The 21,063-nt window shown below is 28.7% G+C and carries 19 protein-coding genes and 1 other annotated feature; of the genes, 13 read left to right on the top strand and 6 right to left on the bottom strand.

What is annotated here, in order from left to right; all coding sequences use genetic code 11:
• Nucleotides 1-725 precede the first annotated feature (725 nt).
• The 5 genes from L1S49_RS02630 (at nt 726) to L1S49_RS02610 (ending at nt 7,557) form a co-directional block, all read left to right on the top strand.
• Entirely contained in the window at nt 726-4,154 is a 3,429-nt protein-coding gene (locus L1S49_RS02630; RefSeq protein WP_238902440.1) for a pyruvate carboxylase, read from the top strand.
• A 206-nt stretch (nt 4,155-4,360) separates the two neighbouring features.
• Complete coding sequence (locus L1S49_RS02625; protein ID WP_238902439.1) at nt 4,361-5,119, top strand: hypothetical protein; 759 nt, start codon at nt 4,361-4,363, stop codon at nt 5,117-5,119.
• A gap of 5 nt (nt 5,120-5,124) precedes the next feature.
• The gene (locus tag L1S49_RS02620; protein ID WP_021801192.1) at nt 5,125-5,313 is read left to right on the top strand and encodes a hypothetical protein; all 189 of its coding nucleotides are present in this window, start codon (nt 5,125-5,127) and stop codon (nt 5,311-5,313) included.
• 367 nt (nt 5,314-5,680) lie between these two features.
• The gene (locus L1S49_RS02615) at nt 5,681-5,842 is read left to right on the top strand and encodes a hypothetical protein (protein WP_156337821.1); all 162 of its coding nucleotides are present in this window, start codon (nt 5,681-5,683) and stop codon (nt 5,840-5,842) included.
• A 20-nt stretch (nt 5,843-5,862) separates the two neighbouring features.
• Complete coding sequence (locus L1S49_RS02610) at nt 5,863-7,557, top strand: bifunctional diguanylate cyclase/phosphodiesterase (protein ID WP_238902438.1); 1,695 nt, start codon at nt 5,863-5,865, stop codon at nt 7,555-7,557.
• Between the two features lie 76 nt (nt 7,558-7,633).
• Here L1S49_RS02610 and cls read toward each other — a convergent pair whose 3' ends face one another.
• Complete coding sequence (gene cls, locus L1S49_RS02605) at nt 7,634-9,169, bottom strand: cardiolipin synthase (RefSeq protein WP_238902437.1); 1,536 nt, start codon at nt 9,167-9,169, stop codon at nt 7,634-7,636.
• 157 nt (nt 9,170-9,326) lie between these two features.
• On the opposite strand from cls, the gene L1S49_RS02600 reads away from it, so the two are divergent.
• From L1S49_RS02600 to L1S49_RS02565, 8 genes are all read left to right on the top strand, one after another.
• A complete protein-coding gene (locus L1S49_RS02600) occupies nt 9,327-10,142 on the top strand; it encodes an alpha/beta hydrolase (RefSeq protein ID WP_238902436.1) in 816 nt (271 codons plus the stop codon).
• Nucleotides 10,143-10,297: 155 nt separating this feature from the next.
• Nucleotides 10,298-10,771, top strand: a complete 474-nt coding sequence (locus L1S49_RS02595; protein WP_238902435.1) for a helix-turn-helix domain-containing protein — start codon at nt 10,298-10,300, stop codon at nt 10,769-10,771.
• Between the two features lie 19 nt (nt 10,772-10,790).
• Nucleotides 10,791-11,159 (top strand): DUF4180 domain-containing protein, encoded by a 369-nt coding sequence (locus L1S49_RS02590; RefSeq protein ID WP_073022443.1) that lies wholly within the window; start codon nt 10,791-10,793, stop codon nt 11,157-11,159.
• A 179-nt stretch (nt 11,160-11,338) separates the two neighbouring features.
• Nucleotides 11,339-12,478 (top strand): diguanylate cyclase, encoded by a 1,140-nt coding sequence (locus L1S49_RS23365; RefSeq protein WP_238902434.1) that lies wholly within the window; start codon nt 11,339-11,341, stop codon nt 12,476-12,478.
• Nucleotides 12,479-12,510: 32 nt separating this feature from the next.
• The gene (locus L1S49_RS02580) at nt 12,511-13,164 is read left to right on the top strand and encodes a hypothetical protein (protein ID WP_238902433.1); all 654 of its coding nucleotides are present in this window, start codon (nt 12,511-12,513) and stop codon (nt 13,162-13,164) included.
• Nucleotides 13,165-13,203: 39 nt separating this feature from the next.
• Nucleotides 13,204-13,465 (top strand) — a binding site (T-box leader).
• A gap of 57 nt (nt 13,466-13,522) precedes the next feature.
• Complete coding sequence (gene metG / locus L1S49_RS02575) at nt 13,523-15,151, top strand: methionine--tRNA ligase (RefSeq protein WP_238902432.1); 1,629 nt, start codon at nt 13,523-13,525, stop codon at nt 15,149-15,151.
• A gap of 112 nt (nt 15,152-15,263) precedes the next feature.
• Nucleotides 15,264-15,581: a hypothetical protein gene (locus L1S49_RS02570; protein WP_238902431.1), complete on the top strand. Its 318-nt coding sequence runs from the start codon at nt 15,264-15,266 to the stop codon at nt 15,579-15,581.
• A 61-nt stretch (nt 15,582-15,642) separates the two neighbouring features.
• Complete coding sequence (locus L1S49_RS02565) at nt 15,643-15,939, top strand: hypothetical protein (RefSeq protein WP_238902430.1); 297 nt, start codon at nt 15,643-15,645, stop codon at nt 15,937-15,939.
• Between the two features lie 43 nt (nt 15,940-15,982).
• On the opposite strand, the gene L1S49_RS02560 is transcribed toward L1S49_RS02565, so the two are convergent.
• The 5 genes from L1S49_RS02560 to L1S49_RS02540 form a co-directional block, all read right to left on the bottom strand.
• Entirely contained in the window at nt 15,983-17,077 is a 1,095-nt protein-coding gene (locus L1S49_RS02560; protein ID WP_238902429.1) for an endospore germination permease, read from the bottom strand.
• Nucleotides 17,078-17,079: 2 nt separating this feature from the next.
• On the bottom strand, nt 17,080-17,292 hold the full coding sequence (locus tag L1S49_RS02555) for a hypothetical protein (protein ID WP_073022437.1): 213 nt from the start codon (nt 17,290-17,292) through the stop codon (nt 17,080-17,082).
• The gene (locus tag L1S49_RS02550; protein WP_238902428.1) at nt 17,293-18,447 is read right to left on the bottom strand and encodes a Ger(x)C family spore germination protein; all 1,155 of its coding nucleotides are present in this window, start codon (nt 18,445-18,447) and stop codon (nt 17,293-17,295) included.
• Entirely contained in the window at nt 18,428-19,924 is a 1,497-nt protein-coding gene (locus tag L1S49_RS02545) for a spore germination protein (protein WP_238902427.1), read from the bottom strand. The genes L1S49_RS02550 and L1S49_RS02545 overlap by 20 nt, the downstream gene beginning before the upstream one ends.
• Nucleotides 19,925-20,488: 564 nt before the next feature.
• A complete protein-coding gene (locus L1S49_RS02540; RefSeq protein WP_238902426.1) occupies nt 20,489-20,857 on the bottom strand; it encodes an HsmA family protein in 369 nt (122 codons plus the stop codon).
• Nucleotides 20,858-21,063: the final 206 nt, after the last annotated feature.

Genomic DNA, 21,063 nt, shown 5'->3' with positions numbered 1-21,063 from the left:
ACAATGAAAAACGCTTTAAGATTCCTAGGTGAGTAGTAAGGCGTTTTTTTTATTGCTTACTATTCACCTAGGAAGTAAAATTCTTAAGAACCAAAGAACCAAAGAACCAAAGAACCAAAGAACCAAAGAACCAAAGAACCAAAGAACCAAAGAACCAAAGAACTTTAAAACTTTGGTGGTTATGAACTTTGAAATATTAGAACTAAAATTCTAAAGTTCCTATTAATAGTTTAGGGGGATGGATAATGGCGTTTGTTAGATAAGTTTCGGGTTTTGGCTATATAAATGAAGAATTTTACTTTTGTTTAATAAGATGGTGTTAAAGTGAAATACGAAATAAATATGAAGTGAAACTTGCATTTTTCAAATTTTCATAGTAAAAAGCCTTCAATAAAAATATATTTATTTTACTTGTAGAATAGCAGTATTAAAAGAATTATGATATAATAATTAAAATAAAGATGTACTTAAGTTGAAAACAATGAGAGAATATATATTATAATAATGAATTTTATTAAGTGTGTATATTGCATTGTAGATTGAATTTATAATAAAAAGAGCAAAGGTGGCTTTTATAGAGTAATATAGAAAATAAGAAAGAAGCCTTAATATATATTGTTAAATGTTCGTTAAGGTTTGTTTTTTTGTGGTTACAAGTTTATTATTAGCCATTAAACCAATTCTAGCTATAGGCAAAAATTTTAGGAGAGAAAAGGGGCATTTTTATGAAGAAATTTAAAAGAGTTTTGGTAGCAAATAGGGGCGAAATTGCTATAAGAGTCTTTAGAGCTTGTAGTGAGCTTGGAATTAGAACAGTTGCTATTTATTCTAATGAGGATAAGTATTCCTTGTTTAAAACTAAAGCAGATGAAGCTTATCTAATTGGTGAGAATAAAAGTCCTGTTGAAGCGTATTTGAATATTGAAGAAATTATAAGCCTTGCGCTTAAAAAGGGTGTTGATGCTATTCATCCTGGCTATGGATTTTTATCTGAGAACCCTGAGTTTGCAAAGAGATGTGAAGAGTCGGGTATTGAGTTTATAGGACCAACAGCCGATATGATGGATTCTCTTGGGGATAAGATTAAATCAAAAATAGTTGCAAAGGCAGTTGGGGTTCCAACTATTCCAGGGCATGAAGATGGAGTTAACACTGTTCATGATGCAAGTGTATTTGCAAAAGAGTGTGGATATCCTATCATGATAAAAGCTGCTGCAGGTGGTGGTGGTAGAGGTATGAGAATAGTTCATAGTGAAGATGAACTTGAGTATGCTTTTAGCAGTGCTAAAAATGAAGCTAAAAAAGCTTTTGGTAATGATCTTATGTTTATTGAAAAATATCTTGAAAAGCCTAAACACATTGAGGTTCAAGTATTAGGAGATAAGTTTGGTAATATAGTTCACTTATATGAAAGAGATTGTTCTATACAAAGAAGACATCAAAAGGTTGTAGAATTTACTCCTGCATTTTCTCTTTCAGAAGAAAAAAGAAATGAAATTTGTGAAGATGCTATAAAGATAGCTAAACATGTTAATTATAGAGGTGCAGGTACTTTAGAGTTTTTAGTAGATATGCACGGAGATCACTATTTTATAGAAATGAATCCAAGAATTCAAGTTGAACACACTGTATCAGAAATGGTAACTGGTATAGATTTAGTTCAAAGTCAGATTTTAATTGCAGAAGGTTTTCCTTTAAACTCTGAAGAAATAGGTTTATATTCTCAAGATGATGTAAAACCAAGAGGATATTCTATTCAATGTAGAATTACTACAGAAGATCCATCTAACAGTTTTGCTCCTGATACAGGAAAAATAGATGTTTATAGAACAAGTTCTGGGTTTGGTATAAGACTAGATGGTGGTAATGGATTTACAGGTGCTGTTATTAGTCCTTATTATGATAGTTTACTTGTAAAAAATATATCTTGGTCTAGAACCTTCCAAGATGCAATAAAAAAGAGTATTCGTGCTATAGAAGAAACAACAATTTCGGGAGTTAAAACTAACATTGGTTTCTTAATAAATGTGTTAAATCATCCTACCTTCTTAAAAGGAGAATGTCATACTGGCTTTATTGAAGAAAATCCTGAACTTATTTCTATAGAAGCTAAGACAGATGAAGAAAGTAAGATATTAAGATACATTGGGGAAAAGGTAGTTAATGAAACTAATGGAGTTAAAAAAGACTTTGATGTTCCAGTAGTTCCTAAGATTGAAATTCCTGAAAATTTAAGTGGAACTAAGCAAATCCTAAATAATGAAGGTACTGATGGACTTATTAAATGGATTAAAAATCAAAATAAGTTACTTTTAACTGATACAACTATGAGAGATGCTCATCAATCTTTAATGGCTACAAGAGTAAGAACTAGAGATATGTTAAAGATAGCAGATGCAACTTCTGTATATGGCAATGACTTGTTCTCTCTTGAAATGTGGGGCGGAGCAACTTATGATGTTGCCTATAGATTCTTACATGAGTCACCATGGGAAAGATTAACTGAACTTAGAAAGAAGATTCCTAATGTATTATTCCAAATGCTTATAAGAGGAGCAAATGCTGTAGGATATAAGAACTATCCTGATAATGTAATTCGTGAATTTATAAGAGAAGCTGCAAAAAATGGTATGGACGTATTTAGAATATTCGATTCTCTTAACTGGCTTAAGGGCATGGAGGTATCTATAGAAGAAGTTCTAAAAACAGGAAAAGTAGCAGAAGCTGCTATATGTTACACAGGTGATATCTTAAATGATGAGAAGAGTAAATATAACTTAGATTATTATATAAAACTTGCAAAAGAAATTGAGAAAACTGGTGCTCATATACTAGGAATTAAGGATATGGCAGCACTTTTAAAACCTCATGCTGCTTTTAAATTAGTAAGTGCATTAAAGCAAGAAATTAGTATTCCAATACATCTTCATACTCATGACACTACAGGAAATGGAGTAGCTACAGTAATTATGGCAGCAGAGGCTGGTGTTGATATTGTTGATACAGCGTTTAATAGTATGTCAGGACTTACAAGTCAGCCTGCACTAAATTCAGTAGTTGCTGCACTTAAAAATACTAGAAGAGATACTGGAATTAACCTTAAAGGAATTCAGCTTGTTTCAGATTATTGGGATGCAGTAAGACCAGTTTATCAAGCTTTTGAGTCTGATTTAAAATCTGGATCCGCTGAAATATATAAGTATGAAATACCAGGTGGACAATATTCAAACTTAAAACCACAGGTTGAAAGCTTTGGGCTTGGACACAAGTTCCATGAAGTTAAAGAAAACTATAAGGTTGTAAATGATATGGTTGGAGATATTGTAAAAGTAACACCATCTTCAAAAATGGTTGGAGACTTTGCTATATTTATGGTTCAAAACAATCTTACTCCAGAAAATATTCAAGAAAAAGCAGCACATTTAGCTTTCCCAGATTCAGTAGTTTCTTACTTTAAAGGAATGATGGGTCAACCAAGTGGAGGTTTCCCAGAAGAACTTCAAAAGATAGTACTAAAGGGAGAAGAACCTATAACTTGTAGACCAGGAGAACTACTTCCTCCAGAAGACTTTGATAAGATAGAGAAATATTTAAAAGAAGAACTAGAAATTGAACCAGACAAGAGAGACATATTAAGTTATGCTCTTTACCCAGATGTATTTGAGGAATATGTAAAATACAGAAAAGAGGTTGGAGACTTTACGAGAATGGGAAGTGATGTATTCTTCCACGGACTTTATGAAGGTGAAACTTGTGAAGTAGAAGTAGCTGAAGGAAAAGCTTATATGATAAGACTTCTAAGCGTAAGTAATCCTGATAATGAAGGAAATAAAATTCTTGTTTTTGAAGTTGATGGTAACCGCAGAGAGGTTAAGATTAAAGATAAAAACAACAAGTTTATTCAAGACTTTAACACAATTGAAATGGCAGATCCTTCTGATAGAAAACAGATAGGAGCACCTATTCCAGGAACTATTTTATCAATTCTTGTAGAAGAAGGTGAAACAGTTGCTAAAAATCAAGCAGTTATTATTGTAGAAGCTATGAAGATGGAAGCTAAGGTTACAGCTGCTGTTGAAGGTGTTGTTGGATCAATTATTGCAAAAGAAGGTCAACAAGTTAAAGCAGGTCAATTATTAGTAAACTTAAAATAAAACTAAACTCCTCAGAAAATAGGGATTTTCTGAGGAGTTTTTATTATAGTAGTACTAAATTAATTTATAAAGGAATAGAAATTAATATAAAAATTTATGTTGAGGTCATTATGGATATAAAACTTTTATTATTTATTTTTATTCCCATAGTTTTTTTCATTATGTATATGTTTTTGGCTCATTTTAAACAAGGGTTTGAGGAGGACATGAAACTAACTAGAAGAGGATACTATGTAGCAGTTCTTATATGGACTTCCTTATTTTCAATTTCTTTTTATGAAAAGATTAAAGAGTTTACTATTATAGAAGTTAGCTGGTCGCCACAGCATAGATTCAATTTTATATTTTTCTTAGCAGTTATGTCTTTATTAGCTATAATATGGGACTTTGTTTTTATATCCTGTAGAACTTTAATAAATATAAAATTAAAAAACACAGAATTTACTTTAGATGAGATAAAAAGTGTTAAGTATGTTGAGATGCTTCAAGAAAATGAAATAGATACTCTATATGCTGTGCTTAATAGCAAGATTAAAGTACTCAAGTATATTGATACTCGTTTAGAAAATGGATTAGATGTTGATATAAATGAATTATATGAAAGTGTAATAAAAGAATATGCAAAAATTAGAAAACAAATCAAAGTATATACATATTATGATAGTGAAGAGGACATTAGCAGAATGCAGAAAGACATTAAGCTTACATTAGAATCACTAAGTTCTATAATGTATTCTATTAATTTATTTGGTTTTTGTAAACCTCAAGAGTTTAGGAAAAGTAAATATATATTTGCAAAGCTTAATACCAAATATCTCAATGAGAATATAATTTTTGTTTTAAAAGGAAATTTATTAATAGATAAGGAGCATATAATTATTATTGAAGTAATAAGTTACTTAGAACAAAAATTAGAAATAGAGGTTCTAAAAATGGAGCTTTTTACTAGTCAACATGAGGAGTGATGAATATGGAAAAAGACCGCATAGATATTCTAAAGAAGATTAAAGAAATAGCTGAAAAAAAATCTTCTTATGGAATAAAACAAGTTGAAGCAGAATTTTCAGCTAAAAATAATATAAAAACAGATGAAAAGGCTAGAATAGGCAAAAGAATACTGAAGAACAAAATATATTCTCGTGTTGAATTAATGGAGTAATATATAAAGGGAGTGAACGCAAGTTTACTCCTTTTTATTTGGTCAAAATTAAATTTTTGTTAAAAATAATTACAATAATTATAATAATAGTATATAAATACAAAATATCTACAAAATACATATTTTGTACATAATCATTATAACATAATCTTCATATAAAGCCAAATATTAATAAAATAATGTATTATTTTGGGGTATTATGAAATGATTTACCGAGATATATATAATTAATTTAAAAATATATATAAATTTTTATAGTTTTATACAGAATTAATCAGTATTTAGTCATAAATAAATGCACAAAATATGTATTTTGTTTAAAAGATAAAATATATGTAATAGTAAGGGATGTTCTTGGGGGTGAATCATGGGGAAAAAGGAAGAAATTGAGGTTATGAGGGAGATTTTAAATAAATTAATTATAAATATTAATTTCTTAAATAAATCAGATAGAGATATTCTTCAAGAGATAAGCGAAAAGATGGATAAACTTATAGTAGACTATCTCCAGGAAAGTAAAATAGAGTAATTTCATGTGGAGTGAAGATTATGAAACTTTGTTATAAAAAAGTCGAAGAAAGATATTTAAAAGGGTTAAATAAAGGACGAATAGCAGTATGGGAATGGGATATAGAGAAAGACAAATTTTACTTTTCAAAAAACCTTGAGAATATAGTACAAAAAAAGTTAGAAAACACTAAGAATTTATTTGATTTCATTAATAAAATAATTATAAAAGAAAATAAAATGGACCCTATAAATGAACTAGAATCATTGATAGATGGAGCTAGTGATTTATATAAAAAAGAATTTAAAATTCAAAACGAAAATAGTAAAGAAATATGGATTTTAATTGAAGGTGATTTAATTAAAAACCATGAAAACAAGATAAAGTTACTAGCAGGGTATATAGAAGATATAACTGATAAGAAAAAATTAAAAGATGATATTGAATATCTATATTACTATGATTCTTTGACAAAACTTCCGAATAGAGCATTATTTAAAGAGAATTTTAAATTATATTTAAATAGATGGAAGCTTAAAAATCAAAAAGGATCTATTATTTATATGGATATAAATGATTTCAAATTGATAAATGATATATATGGACCTAGCTATGGAGATTTGGTCCTAAAAGAAGTTTCTAGAATATTGTGTGAGTCTATTTACGGTAGTGGAAAAATTCACCGTTTGAGTGCAGATGAATTTATAATATTAGTAGAAAACTTCCATGAAGTTGAAGACATAAATAAGTTGTGTAAAAGAATATTAGAAAGATTAAAGTTACCTTTAAAGATTAAGGAAAAAGATTTATACATAACTGTAAGTTTTGGAGTATCCTTATTTCCAAAGGATGGGACCAGCATGCTAGAATTATACAGGTATTCAGACTTAGCTTTGGCTCAATCCAAAATGAAGGGGAAAAATTTCATAACATTTTTTGAAAAATCAATGTCAAATAAATATGATAGAAAATTTCTAATAGAGCAAGAACTTAAAAGTGCTATAAGTAATGATGAATTATATATAATGTATCAGCCTCAAGTTAATAGTTTCAATAATAAAACTACAGGTTTTGAAGCTTTATTAAGATGGAAGAGCAAGGAGCTTGGGTTAATTGCCCCAAGTGAGTTTATCCCTATAGCAGAGTCTTCAGGGAGTATTGTAGAAATAGGTGAGTGGGTAATTGATAATGTATGTAAACAGATAAATTTATTAAATAAGTCAGGTTATAACTTCGAGAATATATCTATAAATATATCTCCTATGCAGCTCAATAAAGATTTTATAGATAAACTTATAGATATATGTCAGAAAAATAATACGTCTCCTTCTTCAATCGAGATCGAAATTACAGAAGGAATGCTTATAGATCTTCATAATAATAAAATTGAAATTTTAAATGAGATTATTAAAAGAGGTATTAAGATAGCTGTAGATGATTTTGGAAAAGGATATTCCTCATTAACTTATCTTACGGCACTTCCTATAAACACACTTAAAATAGACAAGTCTTTTATTGATAACATACATATTAATAAGTATAAGGCTGTAGTAAAATGTATTATTGATTTATGCAAATCCCTTGAGTACAGAATAGTAGCAGAGGGAGTAGAAGAGAAAAAACAATTGGATATACTTAATGAGCTTGGATGCAATGTCATTCAAGGTTATTATTACAGTAAGCCTTTATTTGAACATGAAATGGAAGGCTTTAATTTAGATGGGATAGCTAAATAGTTATGATATATATTGTAAAAAGGCTTAAAATAGGCGGTACAAGAATGATTAAAAAAATATTCTTGTACCGCCTTTATTACATAATTGGGGAGAATATACGAAGTATCAAACGAAGAACTGTTCTATACCATTTTATATTGTTTGTTTCTTCAAGAGTTATTTGTTTACATCTTTCCAATGTTGCCATAAAGTCTGAATATATATCTTTAATACTTAAACAGTTATACATCCAAACACCACATTCAAAGTGCAAATACAGACTTCTATAATCCATATTAATAGTTCCAACTACTGCATATTCATCATCAACAATATAAGACTTTGAGTGAATAAATCCAGGAAGATATTCATAGATTTTTACTCCGCTATTAATTAAGGTTTTATAATATGATCTACTTACTTCATGAACTGTTCTTTTATCTGGAATATGTGGTGTTATTATTCTAACATCAATTCCTCCTTTTGCAGCAGAAGTTAAAGCTGTGACCATTTCATTACCAATAATTAAATAAGGGGTAGTTATGTACACATATTTTTTTGCTTTGTTAATTAAATTAAGATAAACAATTTCTCCCACAGGCTCTTCATCTAAAGGGCTATCAGTAAAGGGTTGGACATATTCATTTTTATTGAATAGTAGCTCTGAAATTAAAGGGTTCTTAAATTTACTGAAATCTTCATCAATTCCTTTTTGAAAATCCCATATAGTTAAAAACATTACAGTAAGACTCCAGACTCCATCACCTTTAAGCATTATGGCAGTGTCTTTCCAATGTCCATATTTTTCATATTCATTTATGTACTCATCAGCTAAATTAAAGCCCCCTGTAAAACCTGTAATTCCATCAATAACAGCAATTTTTCTATGGTTTCTATTATTTAATCTAAAAGATATAAAAGGTTTTAAAGGGTTAAAAACTGAGCATTTTATCCCAAGCTTCTCTAATTTTTTGTCATACCCTTCTGGTAGAGTTAAAAGACAGCCAACATCATCATACATTACTCTAACATCTAGACCCTCTTTAGCTTTTTCTATAAGTATATCTAAAATGCTGTTCCACATAAATCCTTCAGTTATAATGAAATATTCTAGGAAAATATAATGTTTTGCCTTTTTTAGTTCTTCAATGAGGACTTTATAGGCATCTTCGCCAAGAGGAAAATATTCCACATAAGTATTATCATAAGGTGGACAAAAAGCGTAATCTTTTATGTATGTAGATTGTATTCCTGCAATAGGATTTTTGTCTTTAATATCAGCTAAGATATCATCCTTTGAGGATAGTGCCTCAGAGGATTTAAGAGCTATGTATTTCATTTTTTTTCTTGTTCGTCTGTTTAGTTTGCTTCCGCCAAAAAACACATAAAATAGACCGCCCAAAACAGGAAGAGATAATATAGGAATTATCCATGCAATTTTATAAGCTGGATTACTATTACTGTTGGTAATTGCTAATACGGATAACATACTTATGAATACACTTATTCCATAAAAATAAACAAAGTATTCATCTAACTTAAATACAGCCCATACCAAGACAACAATTTGAACTAAAATAGAGACAAATACAAAAGTAATCCTATGAAGTAATAGTTTCTTTAAAAAATTCACTTTGTTACCTCCTCAAGTGTTCATATCAAAACATATTTCAACCATTTTCTACATTATAATAGATAATTAACAAGTTGTCCAAAATCTAAAAAATAACTCACTTATTTATATGATAATGAATAAAATATAGTGAAAAAATATATATGGAGGCATTTTAGTGGGATACTACGTTAGAGTTGAAAAAAATGTGAAAATATATGTAGAGGACCTTAATCCAGAAGGAAAAAGAACTATATTGTTTTTACATGGTTGGCCAGGAAGCACTAAGTTATTTGAGTATCAGTTTGATGAACTACCAAAGATGGGATATAGATGTATAGGAATAGATACTAGAGGATTTGGTAATTCAGATAGACCGTGGAGTGGATATGATTATGATCGTTTAGCTGATGATGTTCGCTGTGTAATTGATGCTCTTGAATTAAAGGATATAACACTTTTAGGACATTCAACTGGGGGAGCTATTGCAGTTAGATATATGGCTAGACATGATGGATATGGAGTATCAAAGTTAGCTTTAGTTGCAGCAGCTGCACCAAGTCTTATACAAAGAGACAACTTTCCATATGGACAAAAAAAAGAAGTAGTAGATAATATTATTGACGGAACATATACTGATAGACCAAAGATGCTAAAGGGATTTGGAGACTTATTTTTCTTTCAATATATTAGTCAAGGAATGTCAGAATGGTTTTTTAACATAGGATTAGAAGCATCAGGATGGGGAACAGCAATGGTTGCAAAAACTTGGTTAGGAGATGAAGAATTATTTTCTGACCTTAAGAAAATTAAAGTTCCAACTGTAATTCTTCATGGAATTCATGATAAGGTTTGTTTCTTTGAATTAGGAGAAGCACAAAAGAAAGCTATTAAAAACTCTAAATTGATACCATTTGAATATAGTGGACATGCGGTCTTCTATGATGAGAAGGACAGATTTAATAAAGAACTTACTAAATTTATAGAAAAGTAAAATAGTTAAAGAGGTACCATAGTATTTGGAAAAGTATTATGGTACTTTCATATATAAAGCACAATAAATAGCAACAAAATACAATAAAAACTTGACAAATAGCAATAAAATCATTAATATCTAAATATAGAGTAACTTTGAAAGAAGGTATTAAGTTGGAAGAAAAGTTTTATACTATTGACCAAATAGCAGATTTATTAGGTATGCACCATAAAACTATAAGAAAGTTTATAAATGAAGGAAAACTTGGAGCTCGTAAGGTAGGAAAGCAATGGAGAATATCAGGACATGATTTAAGTACATTCATGGAGAAAAATGATTTTTCTGTTAGTAAAGAAGATAAAAAGGAAGAGAATGAATTTGAATTCACTTCAAGTGGTGAAGTTTCTGAACATAATATAAATGTATCTACAGTAGTTGATATTAATAACATATCTCCAGATGAATATATGAGAATATCAAATACATTAGTTGCTATTACAAATAGTAGAGACTCTAAGATTGGAAAAGCTGCAATTAATGCGAAATATTATACTGAAGACAGAAAACTTAAAGTGGTTCTATGGGGTAGTATAGATTTTACTCAGGAAATGTTAAGTACAATAGCACTTCTTACTGAAAATACATAAAAGGATGGAGAGAATTTAAATGAAATACAATGTAGTTGAGAAATTAAATAAAAAATACTTAGAATTTGATGGAGCTTCTAACGAGCAAATTAAATCTGAACAAGACAGCTTAGATATTATATCTAGTTGCTGGGAAGCAGATGTATATAACGTATTACTACATGAGGAAATATTATCAGATGATTTTTTTAATTTAAGAACAAAATTAGCTGGAATGATACTTCAGAAATTTATAAATTATCGTATAAAAATGGTAATTGTTTTAAACAATGAGGATAGAGTAAATGATAGATTTAGAGAAATGATGTTAGAAAGCAATAAAGGTAAGGCATTAGGAGTATTTATGGATAAATCTGAAGCAGAAAATTGGCTTTTAGATATTAAATAGATATTTAAAAAACCCCGTATACTAGTTGACTAGTTTGCGGGGTTTAAATTTTATAAAAAAAGATTCAAAAAAATTACCAAAAAGTAGTAGTTGTGATACAATTAACTTATGTAATTGATTTTAATGTAAAAACAAGGTATATTTAATATTAAAATATTATTTAATATGGGGCGGTTAAGGTGACTTTAAAAACATTGGATGCTAATACAGTATCTCTTATAATTTTAGTGTTTATATTTTTAAATATAAGAAGCAGTTCAGAGAATATTTCAATGCAATATAAATTGTTTAAAGCTATGATTTTAGCCAATATAGTGATGATAATTATAGATGCTTTTGCTTGGAAATTTAATGGACTTAAAGGATCTATGAATTTAACTTTGAATACTGGTTTTAATTTTTTACTTTATGTGCTAGAACCCATTCCACCATCTTTAAGTGTTCTTTATACTAGTTATCATGTTTTTTCTAGTGATGTTAAGGTTAAAGAAAAACAAAAGGCTTTGATGGCATTTTTCCTATTAAATTTAATGATATGCATTATAAGCTTATTTACTGGAAGCTTTTTTTATGTTGACCAAAATAATATATATCATAGAGGTCCTTATTTTGCTTTACATGTAGCATATTGTTATGGCCTTCTTATATATTCCTTAATGTATTTAATTAAACATAAACAGTACATTGAAAAACGCAAGTATATTTCTATGATTGTCTATTTTATTCCAATGGCAATTGGGACAACTATCCAAGTACTTTTTTATGGGTACTCCTTAAATTGGGTTGGAATGATGTTATCTTTATTAATTATATATTTTAACATACAAAATAGGGGAATAAATACTGATTACCTAACTGGAATATATAATAGAAGACAACTTGATGAGTATATAAGAGAAAGAATTAGGAATTCAACTGAAAACAAATCATTTTCAGCAATACTATTGGATTTGAATGAATTTAAATCTATAAATGATAGGTTTGGACATAAAATTGGAGATGAGGCATTAAAAGATTCAGTTGAGATTATAAGAAGAAGTTTAAATACAGATGATTTTATAGCAAGATTTGGAGGAGATGAGTTTGTGATTATAACAGACATATATAATGGACAAACTCTTGATAAGGTAGTAAATAGAATAAGAAAAAATGTTGAGAATTTTAATGTAAGTAATTTAAAACCATACAACCTTAACTTTTCAATAGGGTACGATATCTATAGTTGTAATTCTAAAATGGAAGCAGATGAATTCTTTAAACATATAGACATGCTTATGTATGAAAATAAGAAAATTTCATATATAGAAAATCATGACTGAGAATGAATCTCTTAATAAAGGGTAGGTGGGATATGAGGAATAAAAAAAAGCTTAGTTTATTAACAGTTGTTTTTATAATTATTAGTGTGTTTGCTGGGTGTAGAAATAACGAAGCAGCAAAAATTAACAAGAATATGGATGAAATTATAGAGGAGATTAAAAAAAGTGAGTACGGAGGTTCATTTACAGATTTAATTTATTTTTCTAAAGATAAAGCAATTCTTCGTGGTGCTGTTGGAATTATGGTTTATGATTTAGAAAAACAAGAAATCTCTAGGGCTTTAGACCTAAAAGATATAGATATGAATAATATCCAAGGATTAGAGACCACTTTTTATGGAGTAGATAATACTGGTTCAAAAATTATAATGTTTAACACTGCTGATAGTGGGGCTGAAATAAAAAACAAGAATACATATTTATATGATATTGAAAAAGATAAGTTGGATATAGTTGATAATAGGGAATTTGAAGATAGATATGTAGGTATTAAAGAAGGGGACTATGATGTTTATAGAAAATATAGCGAAAAGTATAGTCCTATGGAGTTTGGAAGTTATTATGGAGAAATTGATGATAACACATTATGTTTTTTAGGTCATGACAGGAGTGATAAAAAATCTCCTCTTAAGTTACTTATAGTTAATAAAGTCAATAATGAAGAGAAACTCTATGATATATTTTAATAGACTATTGACTATGATATGTTTAAGTGTATAATTTATTTAAATGCAAGGAAAAGGAAAGTACTTTTAAAAATACTTTTACAGAGAGTTTCTATTTGGTGAGAAGAAGCGAAGGATATTAAAAGGAAAATGGCCTTGGAGTAGTGCACCGAGATTTCTTTAAGAATTTAAGGCTGCAACGGGTTCACCCGTTATAGTGATAGAGTATAATCAAGCTTAATTGACGTACTTGAGAAGATTTATAAGGTGACTTATAAATGAAATAGGATGGTAACACGAAGTTTTTACTCTCGTTCCTAAGAATTAAATTCTTGGGAACGGGAGTTTTTTATTTTGTAATTTAAAGGAGGAGTTAAAGATGAAAAATATTTTTATTGGAGGAGCATGGCCATACGCTAATGGATCTTTGCATATAGGACATATTGCGGCACTATTACCAGGAGATGTTTTAGCAAGGTACTATAGAGCGAAGGGAGATAAGGTTTTATATGTTTCAGGTAGCGATTGCCATGGAACACCTATAGCAATTAGAGCCAAAGAAGAAGGTGTAGAGGGACGTGATATAGCAGACAGATATCATGAGGAATTTAAAAATTGTTTTGATAAGCTGAAATTCTCTTATGACTATTATTCAAGAACTGATGATAAATTTCACAAAAATGAGGTTCAGAATATTATAAAGGTACTCTATAATAAGGGGTATATATATGAAAAAAACGTGGAGCAAATATATTGTGAAAAGTGTGATCAATTTTTGCCAGATAGATATGTGGAAGGAATATGCCCTAAATGTGGAAATAAGGCAAGAGGAGATCAGTGTGATAGTTGTGGAAGTTTATTAGAGCCTATTGAATTATTAAATAGAAAATGTAAGTTATGCTCTAATGAACCTATAATTAAAAATACAAAACAGCTATATTTTGCTTTGTCAAAGTTTCAAGATGATATTAAAACTAATCTAGAAAATACAAAAGAAAACTGGAGATTAAACGCAATAAATAACACATTGAGATATTTAAAGGAAGGATTAAAAGATAGAGCAATTTCAAGAGATTTATCATTGGGAATAGATATTCCTATAGAAGGATATGAAGATAAAAAAGTTTATGTATGGATTGATGCAGTGCTGGGGTATTTTACGGCAAGTAAAAAATGGGGGAAAGAAGGCGGGGAAGACTGGGATAAATTCTGGAATGATGAAGCACTTGCCTACTATATCCATGGGAAAGACAATATTCCTTTTCATTCTATTATATTACCTGCATTAATAAAAGGTATAGGTTATGAGAAACTTCCAGATAGGATAATTTCTAGTGAATACATGACATTAGAAGGTAAAAAGATTTCTACAAGCAATAATTGGGCGGTATGGGTACCTGATATAATTGATAGATATAAGTCAGATACTTTAAGATATTTTTTCTTTATAAATTCACCTGAAAAAAGAGATTCTGATTTTTCTTGTAGAGAATTTGTAAACAGTAATAATAGTGAACTTTTAGGAGCTTATGGAAATCTAGTAAATAGAACCTTAGTATTTGTTAAAAAGTATTTAGAGAATAAAATACCTAATGGAAAACTAAATGACTCCATAGAAACTAAAATAAAAAATCTATACAAAAATATAGGTGATAGTATAGAAAAAGGAGAAATAAAAGTTGCCATAGGGAGAATTTTTGACTTTATAAGAAGTATTAATAAGTACTTTGATGAGGAAACCCCTTGGATAACTATAGATGAAGATAAAGAAAAGTGTGAAGAAAGTATATATAATTGTTTGTTTTCAATAATAAATATAGCTAATTTACTTCATCCATTTTTACCAGAGTCTTCTGAGAAGATAAAGAGTTGGTTTTCAACAGAAGAGCTTCAATCATCTTGGAATATATTAAATATTGAAGGTGGAAAAGAAATTGGTGAGTTTGAAATTTTATTTCCGAGAATAGACAAAAAAGTAATTGAAGAAGAGAAACTTTGTTTATTATAAACCTTAAATGTTAAGAAAATTAATAATACCTATAAAAGCCCCGTAATTGTTATTTAAAGAATAAAGACATATATGCTATAATATATAAAATAATAAAATTGGGGGGCTTTTTATGAACTATCAAATTGCAGGAATAATATTTGTATTAGTAGCTTTTTTAGGCGGGATTTTTGTTTTTAAGAATAGGAAGAACATGCCTAAAGCTATAAATGGACTTAGAAGAGAAAAATATGAGATTATAGATGAAGTAAAGCTTAATAATGTTATGATTTGGCAAAGTATTTCAGCCAGCTTATGCAGTCTTCTTATTGGAGTAGCTTGCATCTTTATATCAAATAGAATAGTTATTATGATGGCTACTTGGATTTTGATAGGAAGTATTTTATTTTTTAATTATAGAGCAAGAAAACATATTAAAATAATAAAATAGGAATATAGAAATATATTATGTAATATGTATATAAAGAAAAAAGTAAAAGGAGATGGTTTTAGTGAAAAGGGCAATAAGATATTTAGTTATGACGTTTATGATTTTTTGCTTATCCTTTTTAATATTAAAACCAACTAATGAGGAATCTAAAATCAAATCAAGAATAACTTATAAGTCTTACGAAACTCAAGATGAAGGAAAAGATAATAACATTTCAGAAGTTATAGATAATACAGATGGAAGAGTAAAAGATATACCAGTACCAAGTCCAAACCAATCATTAGGGGCTCAGACCTTGCCTATACCAAATCCAAATGAAGAAATAGTAATAAGTGAGCTGAAATTTACAGATAATTAAAAGTAATCTCTATAACCTAATTTGTTATAGAGATTATTTGCTACTAAGTTGTTTTTAATATGCCTTTTTTACGTTTTATTTCAATAAAGATGATTGTAATAATAGGTATAATTATTTGAAAAGGAATTACGTAAAATTTATATACTACAGTAGCCCAATTAAGCATTTCCATTGTGCTATCAAAAATAAAATATGCAAAATAGCTCATTAATAAACTGGTTGGAATAACTATGGATTTATAGCTTTTAGTATTAAAAAGTTTACTTATCCCTTTACAGGTAGCTATTAAGCATACACTTATTTTAACAAATATTGAAGCAACTAAAACAATAGATACTGTTACTTCCATTCGCTCAAAAAAGTCCCCTATATGAATTCTTCCTACAGCAATATAAGAAGGGAAATATAGTGAGGATAATACGTTATTACCTATAAGAACTATATTTCTTATCTGGACTATAGAAATTATAACACCACCTATTAATAAAGCTGAGAATAGTATTTTGTAAGGGGAATTTTTTTTCTTTAAAGAACTAAAAACTCCTAAAAAAACTATAGATTCTGCAAATGGAAAGGTGAAAGCTGAAAAAGCACCTTTAAGCACAGGAAGTAATCCATTACCTAAGATTGGTTTAATATAATTAAAATGTGATTGTGGGATGGATAAAACTTGAATGATTAACAATACAATTACACATATGATTAAAAGAACTTTAGAACTTCTGCCAAGGACTTCAATACCATATTTGGCACTTAATATACATAATACATTTATGAACAAGATAGAAACTATAGATGGAGTTTCTGGAAAGGCAAGAGTATTCATAAAGTCTCCAAAGTTACGTAAAACTAAAGTTCCCAAATGAAAGAAGTACCAAGTGTATATTATACAAAAAAAGTTTCCTATCCATTTACCAAACACTATAGTTAATATATCAAAAAAATCTTTTCCTGGGAAAAGAGATAAAATTCTAGCATAAATAAATATTACAGGAATAGAGAGTACAATAGCAATTAATATAGAAATCCAACTGTCATTTTTCGCCTCGCTAGCAGTTCCTAATATTGCAATACTCCCCAAGAAAAATAAGGTTACTATACTAAACCCTTGGCTATCAGAAATTGTTTCTTTATTCATTATTAAATCCTTTCAACAATTAATTTAACTAGTTGTTCTAATGGTCTAGATGGACTAGGAATTTTTATTCTTAGGGTTATTAAAACCGATATAATTAAGGATAAGGTTAATATAACTGTGCTAAGATAAAAGTCTTTTTTAAGTCCTTGCTTATAAAGAGGAATTTGATCATTTAAAAATATCAGTATATAAGCTGAAAAAATTACTATTAACACTTAATCACCTACTTTTATTGGTTTAGATGTAACTGCACTATTTTTTATATTAACTTTTGAATTAACTGATATAGTCAACGTTTTAAATGTTTTATCCCAATCATCTTTTACATCATTCCAAGTAGCTGGATTATTTTCATATAGTTTTGCACCAAAACCTAAAATATCAGCACCATATTCAGATTGAATTCTTTTTATTGAAGAATAGATAGACTTTTGAAGCATATCAGATAATTCATTTTCCAATTCACTTTTACCCTCTTCAGTATAAAATTCATAATCGGATTGTATTTCATCCAAACTTACAGTTGTATCGGTATATATATTAAACTGTAAATTTCCCTTCTCAACACTTGGTTTTATTGTAGTTTTATTTTTGAATATCTCAAAAGTAACAGGAGATTCACTTTCTTTATCTAAAATCAGCAATCCTCCCTTAACCTTATCTTTAGCAAACAATATGTTTTTTGTAGAATTCTCATCAATACAGCCTATAAGTTTATCTTTAGAAAAAATTGCAGAACCATCTACTTGAAGTATATTATCATCATTGTTTTTATTGATTTTTACTGTTGGAAGCCATGTGCTCAAACCATCTTGAGCCAATGTATCAAGTATATCCCATAAGTCTACTACAGGAACATTGGATAAGGTATCTTCGTTTTTTAGAAGCTTTGATAATTCAAAAGATGTATAATTTTCTGTTACTGGTTTTGATTTTAAAACTTCTTTAGCTGTATTTTCTTTTGAGACTAATATATAAGCATCTGTTCTTGTTTCAGCATCTCTACTATACAAATCAAGTATTGCAGAAATACCATCTCGTGCGATATCTTCACTTATAATTATGCTTTTTGAGTGACTCCAATATAATTTTTTTCCAATAAGAGATATCATGTTTCTACTAATTTCGAACATGGTATCACCAGAAAGGGTTATATATTTGGAGTGCATATTTATGTCCTTTCCTTGTTGTATGTCAATTAGTTCAACTGTAACTTCATATTTTCCATCAGCACCACCTTTATCAATAGCAACACCAGAAACTATGGACATATCGTTTATTTCTCTGTAATTCCAGCAACTACTTAAGTTAGTAGAAATAAAAATAAAGAGTAACAAAATATAGGTTTTTTTATTTATCTTCATCGCCATAACCTGTTTTCCTTTTATTTTTCATACTTAATTTTGAACCAATAATATATTGTTTTACGCCCATATACCACCAGGGAGCTCTAACAACTGAATCTCTTATGTTTTGAAATTTTATTGAACCAACCCTAGTCATATAAGGAACTCCAAAAGAATATATACTCATTAAGTATATAAGCGTAGATATAAGTCCAATTATATATCCATACATGCCAAATAATGATGCTAATATTAAATAAAAGAATCTTAAAAAGATAGCAGCTCCTTTTACTCTAATATTTAAAAGTCCACATATACCGGTTAATCCTACAACAATAACCATAGGAGCGCTAACTATTCTAGCTTCTACAGCTGCTTGACCAAGAACAAGACCACCAACTATGCTAACTGCCTGACCCATGTTATTAGGTATTCTTTCGCCAGCTTCTCTGAGGATTTCAAAAACTATCAGCATAACAAAAGACTCAACAACTGTTGGGAAAGGTACTCCTAATCTTGCAGCAGAAATACTTATTAATAAAGGAGTAGGTATCATTTCTTGATTGTAAGTTACAAAAGATAAATAGATTGCAGGAATACTTATGGATAGAATAAAACCTAAAATTCTTAACAATCTATTGAAAGACATAAATACAAAGTTGTTATAATAATCCTCATCAACTTGAAAATATTCAATAAATAAAAAAGGTAATGTTAAAACAAAAGGACTACCATCTACAAAAACAGCAATTCTTCCCTCAAGTAACTTTCCTGCAACTGCATCAGGTCTTTCAGTGCTGTTTATAGTTTCAAAGGGCGATAATGGCAGGTCATCTATGATTTCTTGGATATATTGAGAATCTAACACGCTATTAATTAATATAGAATCAAGTCGTTTTATAAGTTCATTTAAAATTTTATTTGAGGCTATTCCTTCTATGTGACATATGCAAACCCTAGTATTGGTTTCTTCACCAATTTCCCTAAATTGAAACTTTAAATTTGGATTCTTAATCTTTCTTCTTATTAAAGATATATTAGTAAGAAGGCACTCAGTGAATCCCTCTCTTGGACCTCTTAAAACTTTTTCAGAAGTTGGCTCCGTTACTGATCTTGTTTGAAAATTTTTAGAACCTATGATTAAAGCATATTTAGAATTATTTAATAGAAATACAGTATCGCCTTCTAAAATAGAATCTACTATAGAATCAAGACTAGTACATTCTTCTAATTCATTTGAAGTAACAATTTGATTTTTAAATATTTTAAATATATCAGAACCACTGTAATTTGAGAAATCTGATTTTAAAAAAGGACTTATTACATTCTCACTTACAAATTTGTTGTCTACCATTCCATCTATATGAATGATACATCCCTCTATATATCCTAAAGATTCATTTTGAAATATTCTTATTTTTAGAGTACTATCATTTTTAAATAGGTCTTTAATAACTTGTAAATTAGTATGAAGATTTTTAGATAAAGTGTTATTTTGCATAAATTTATCATATCCTTACATCGATTATTATTTGAATTATGGACAAATATAGGAAAAATATTCTTATGTCTTATATATTTAGTAAAATTAAGAAGTTAGTAATTATTATTAATTCAAATATATGGTATAGTTTTATAAAAGAGTAAGAAGGATGGCTGGAGTTGATTTGAAATGTTAGATTTTATATTTGAGTTTCTCTTTGAAATTGTATTTGAAGGAGTGGGGTACTTCATATCAAAACTATTTAAATATAGAATAGTGAAAATTCTATTACTTTCCACGGCAATAGTTCTGTTAAGTGTAGCAATTATTTATCTAATAAATAAATTCATTCTATAAAATGGAATAGGTTAATTGCAACCTAGAGTTGACAGGATGTAAAGTGAAATGTATAGAGATAAAAACTGTAGTGGGGTAGTCTTTAGTTGAGGTGATAATATGAGTTTTGCAGAAAAATTACAAAGTTTAAGAAAAAGTAGTAGTTGAGAAATTTGAGAAGTGGTAGAGAAATAGTAGAGTATTTTGAGAAGTAGTGAAGAACTTTTAAGCTTCTTCACTACTTCTCTATTTTGACATTCCAATAATCATTCCTGATATAAAAGGTATTAACCAAATTATCCAAACAATTATACTGAATTTATGAAAATTGACTTTAGCTTTAACATCATTTTTTACTAATACAAATGTAGCCCAAAGAGCATGGAATAACATTAAAACAATTGCAATTAATCCTGTGATTCCATGAAAATTAAGTTGAAATCCATCTCCAGCTATATTACTCATGAGAGTTGTACCAAGAGTATCAAAACATAGACCTATCCAAAAAACAACTAAGTGCCATTTCTTTAACTCACCTTGAATTTTTTCACTCCATACTCCAATGGTATAAAAAATAAGCGCTGACGTAATAGAAATTATAGCGTAAAGTAACATGATAATCCTCCTTATTTAATCGATATTCATGAAATTATTAGTATTGCACAAGTGAATTGTATACTACTAAATTTATAAAATCAATATAAAAATAGAAAGTTAATATAATATAAACAAATCTACAACCTAACTGTAAAAATATAGTATAATTTAGGTGTTAGCAATTTTAAAAAATATGTGTAAATATTATTTTAAAAGATATATAA

Source organism: Clostridium sp. YIM B02506, from assembly GCF_022324845.1.
In the GTDB taxonomy this organism is placed as follows: Bacteria; Bacillota; Clostridia; order Clostridiales; family Clostridiaceae; genus Clostridium_T; species Clostridium_T intestinale.
This window is presented reverse-complemented; position numbering and strand designations above follow the sequence as displayed.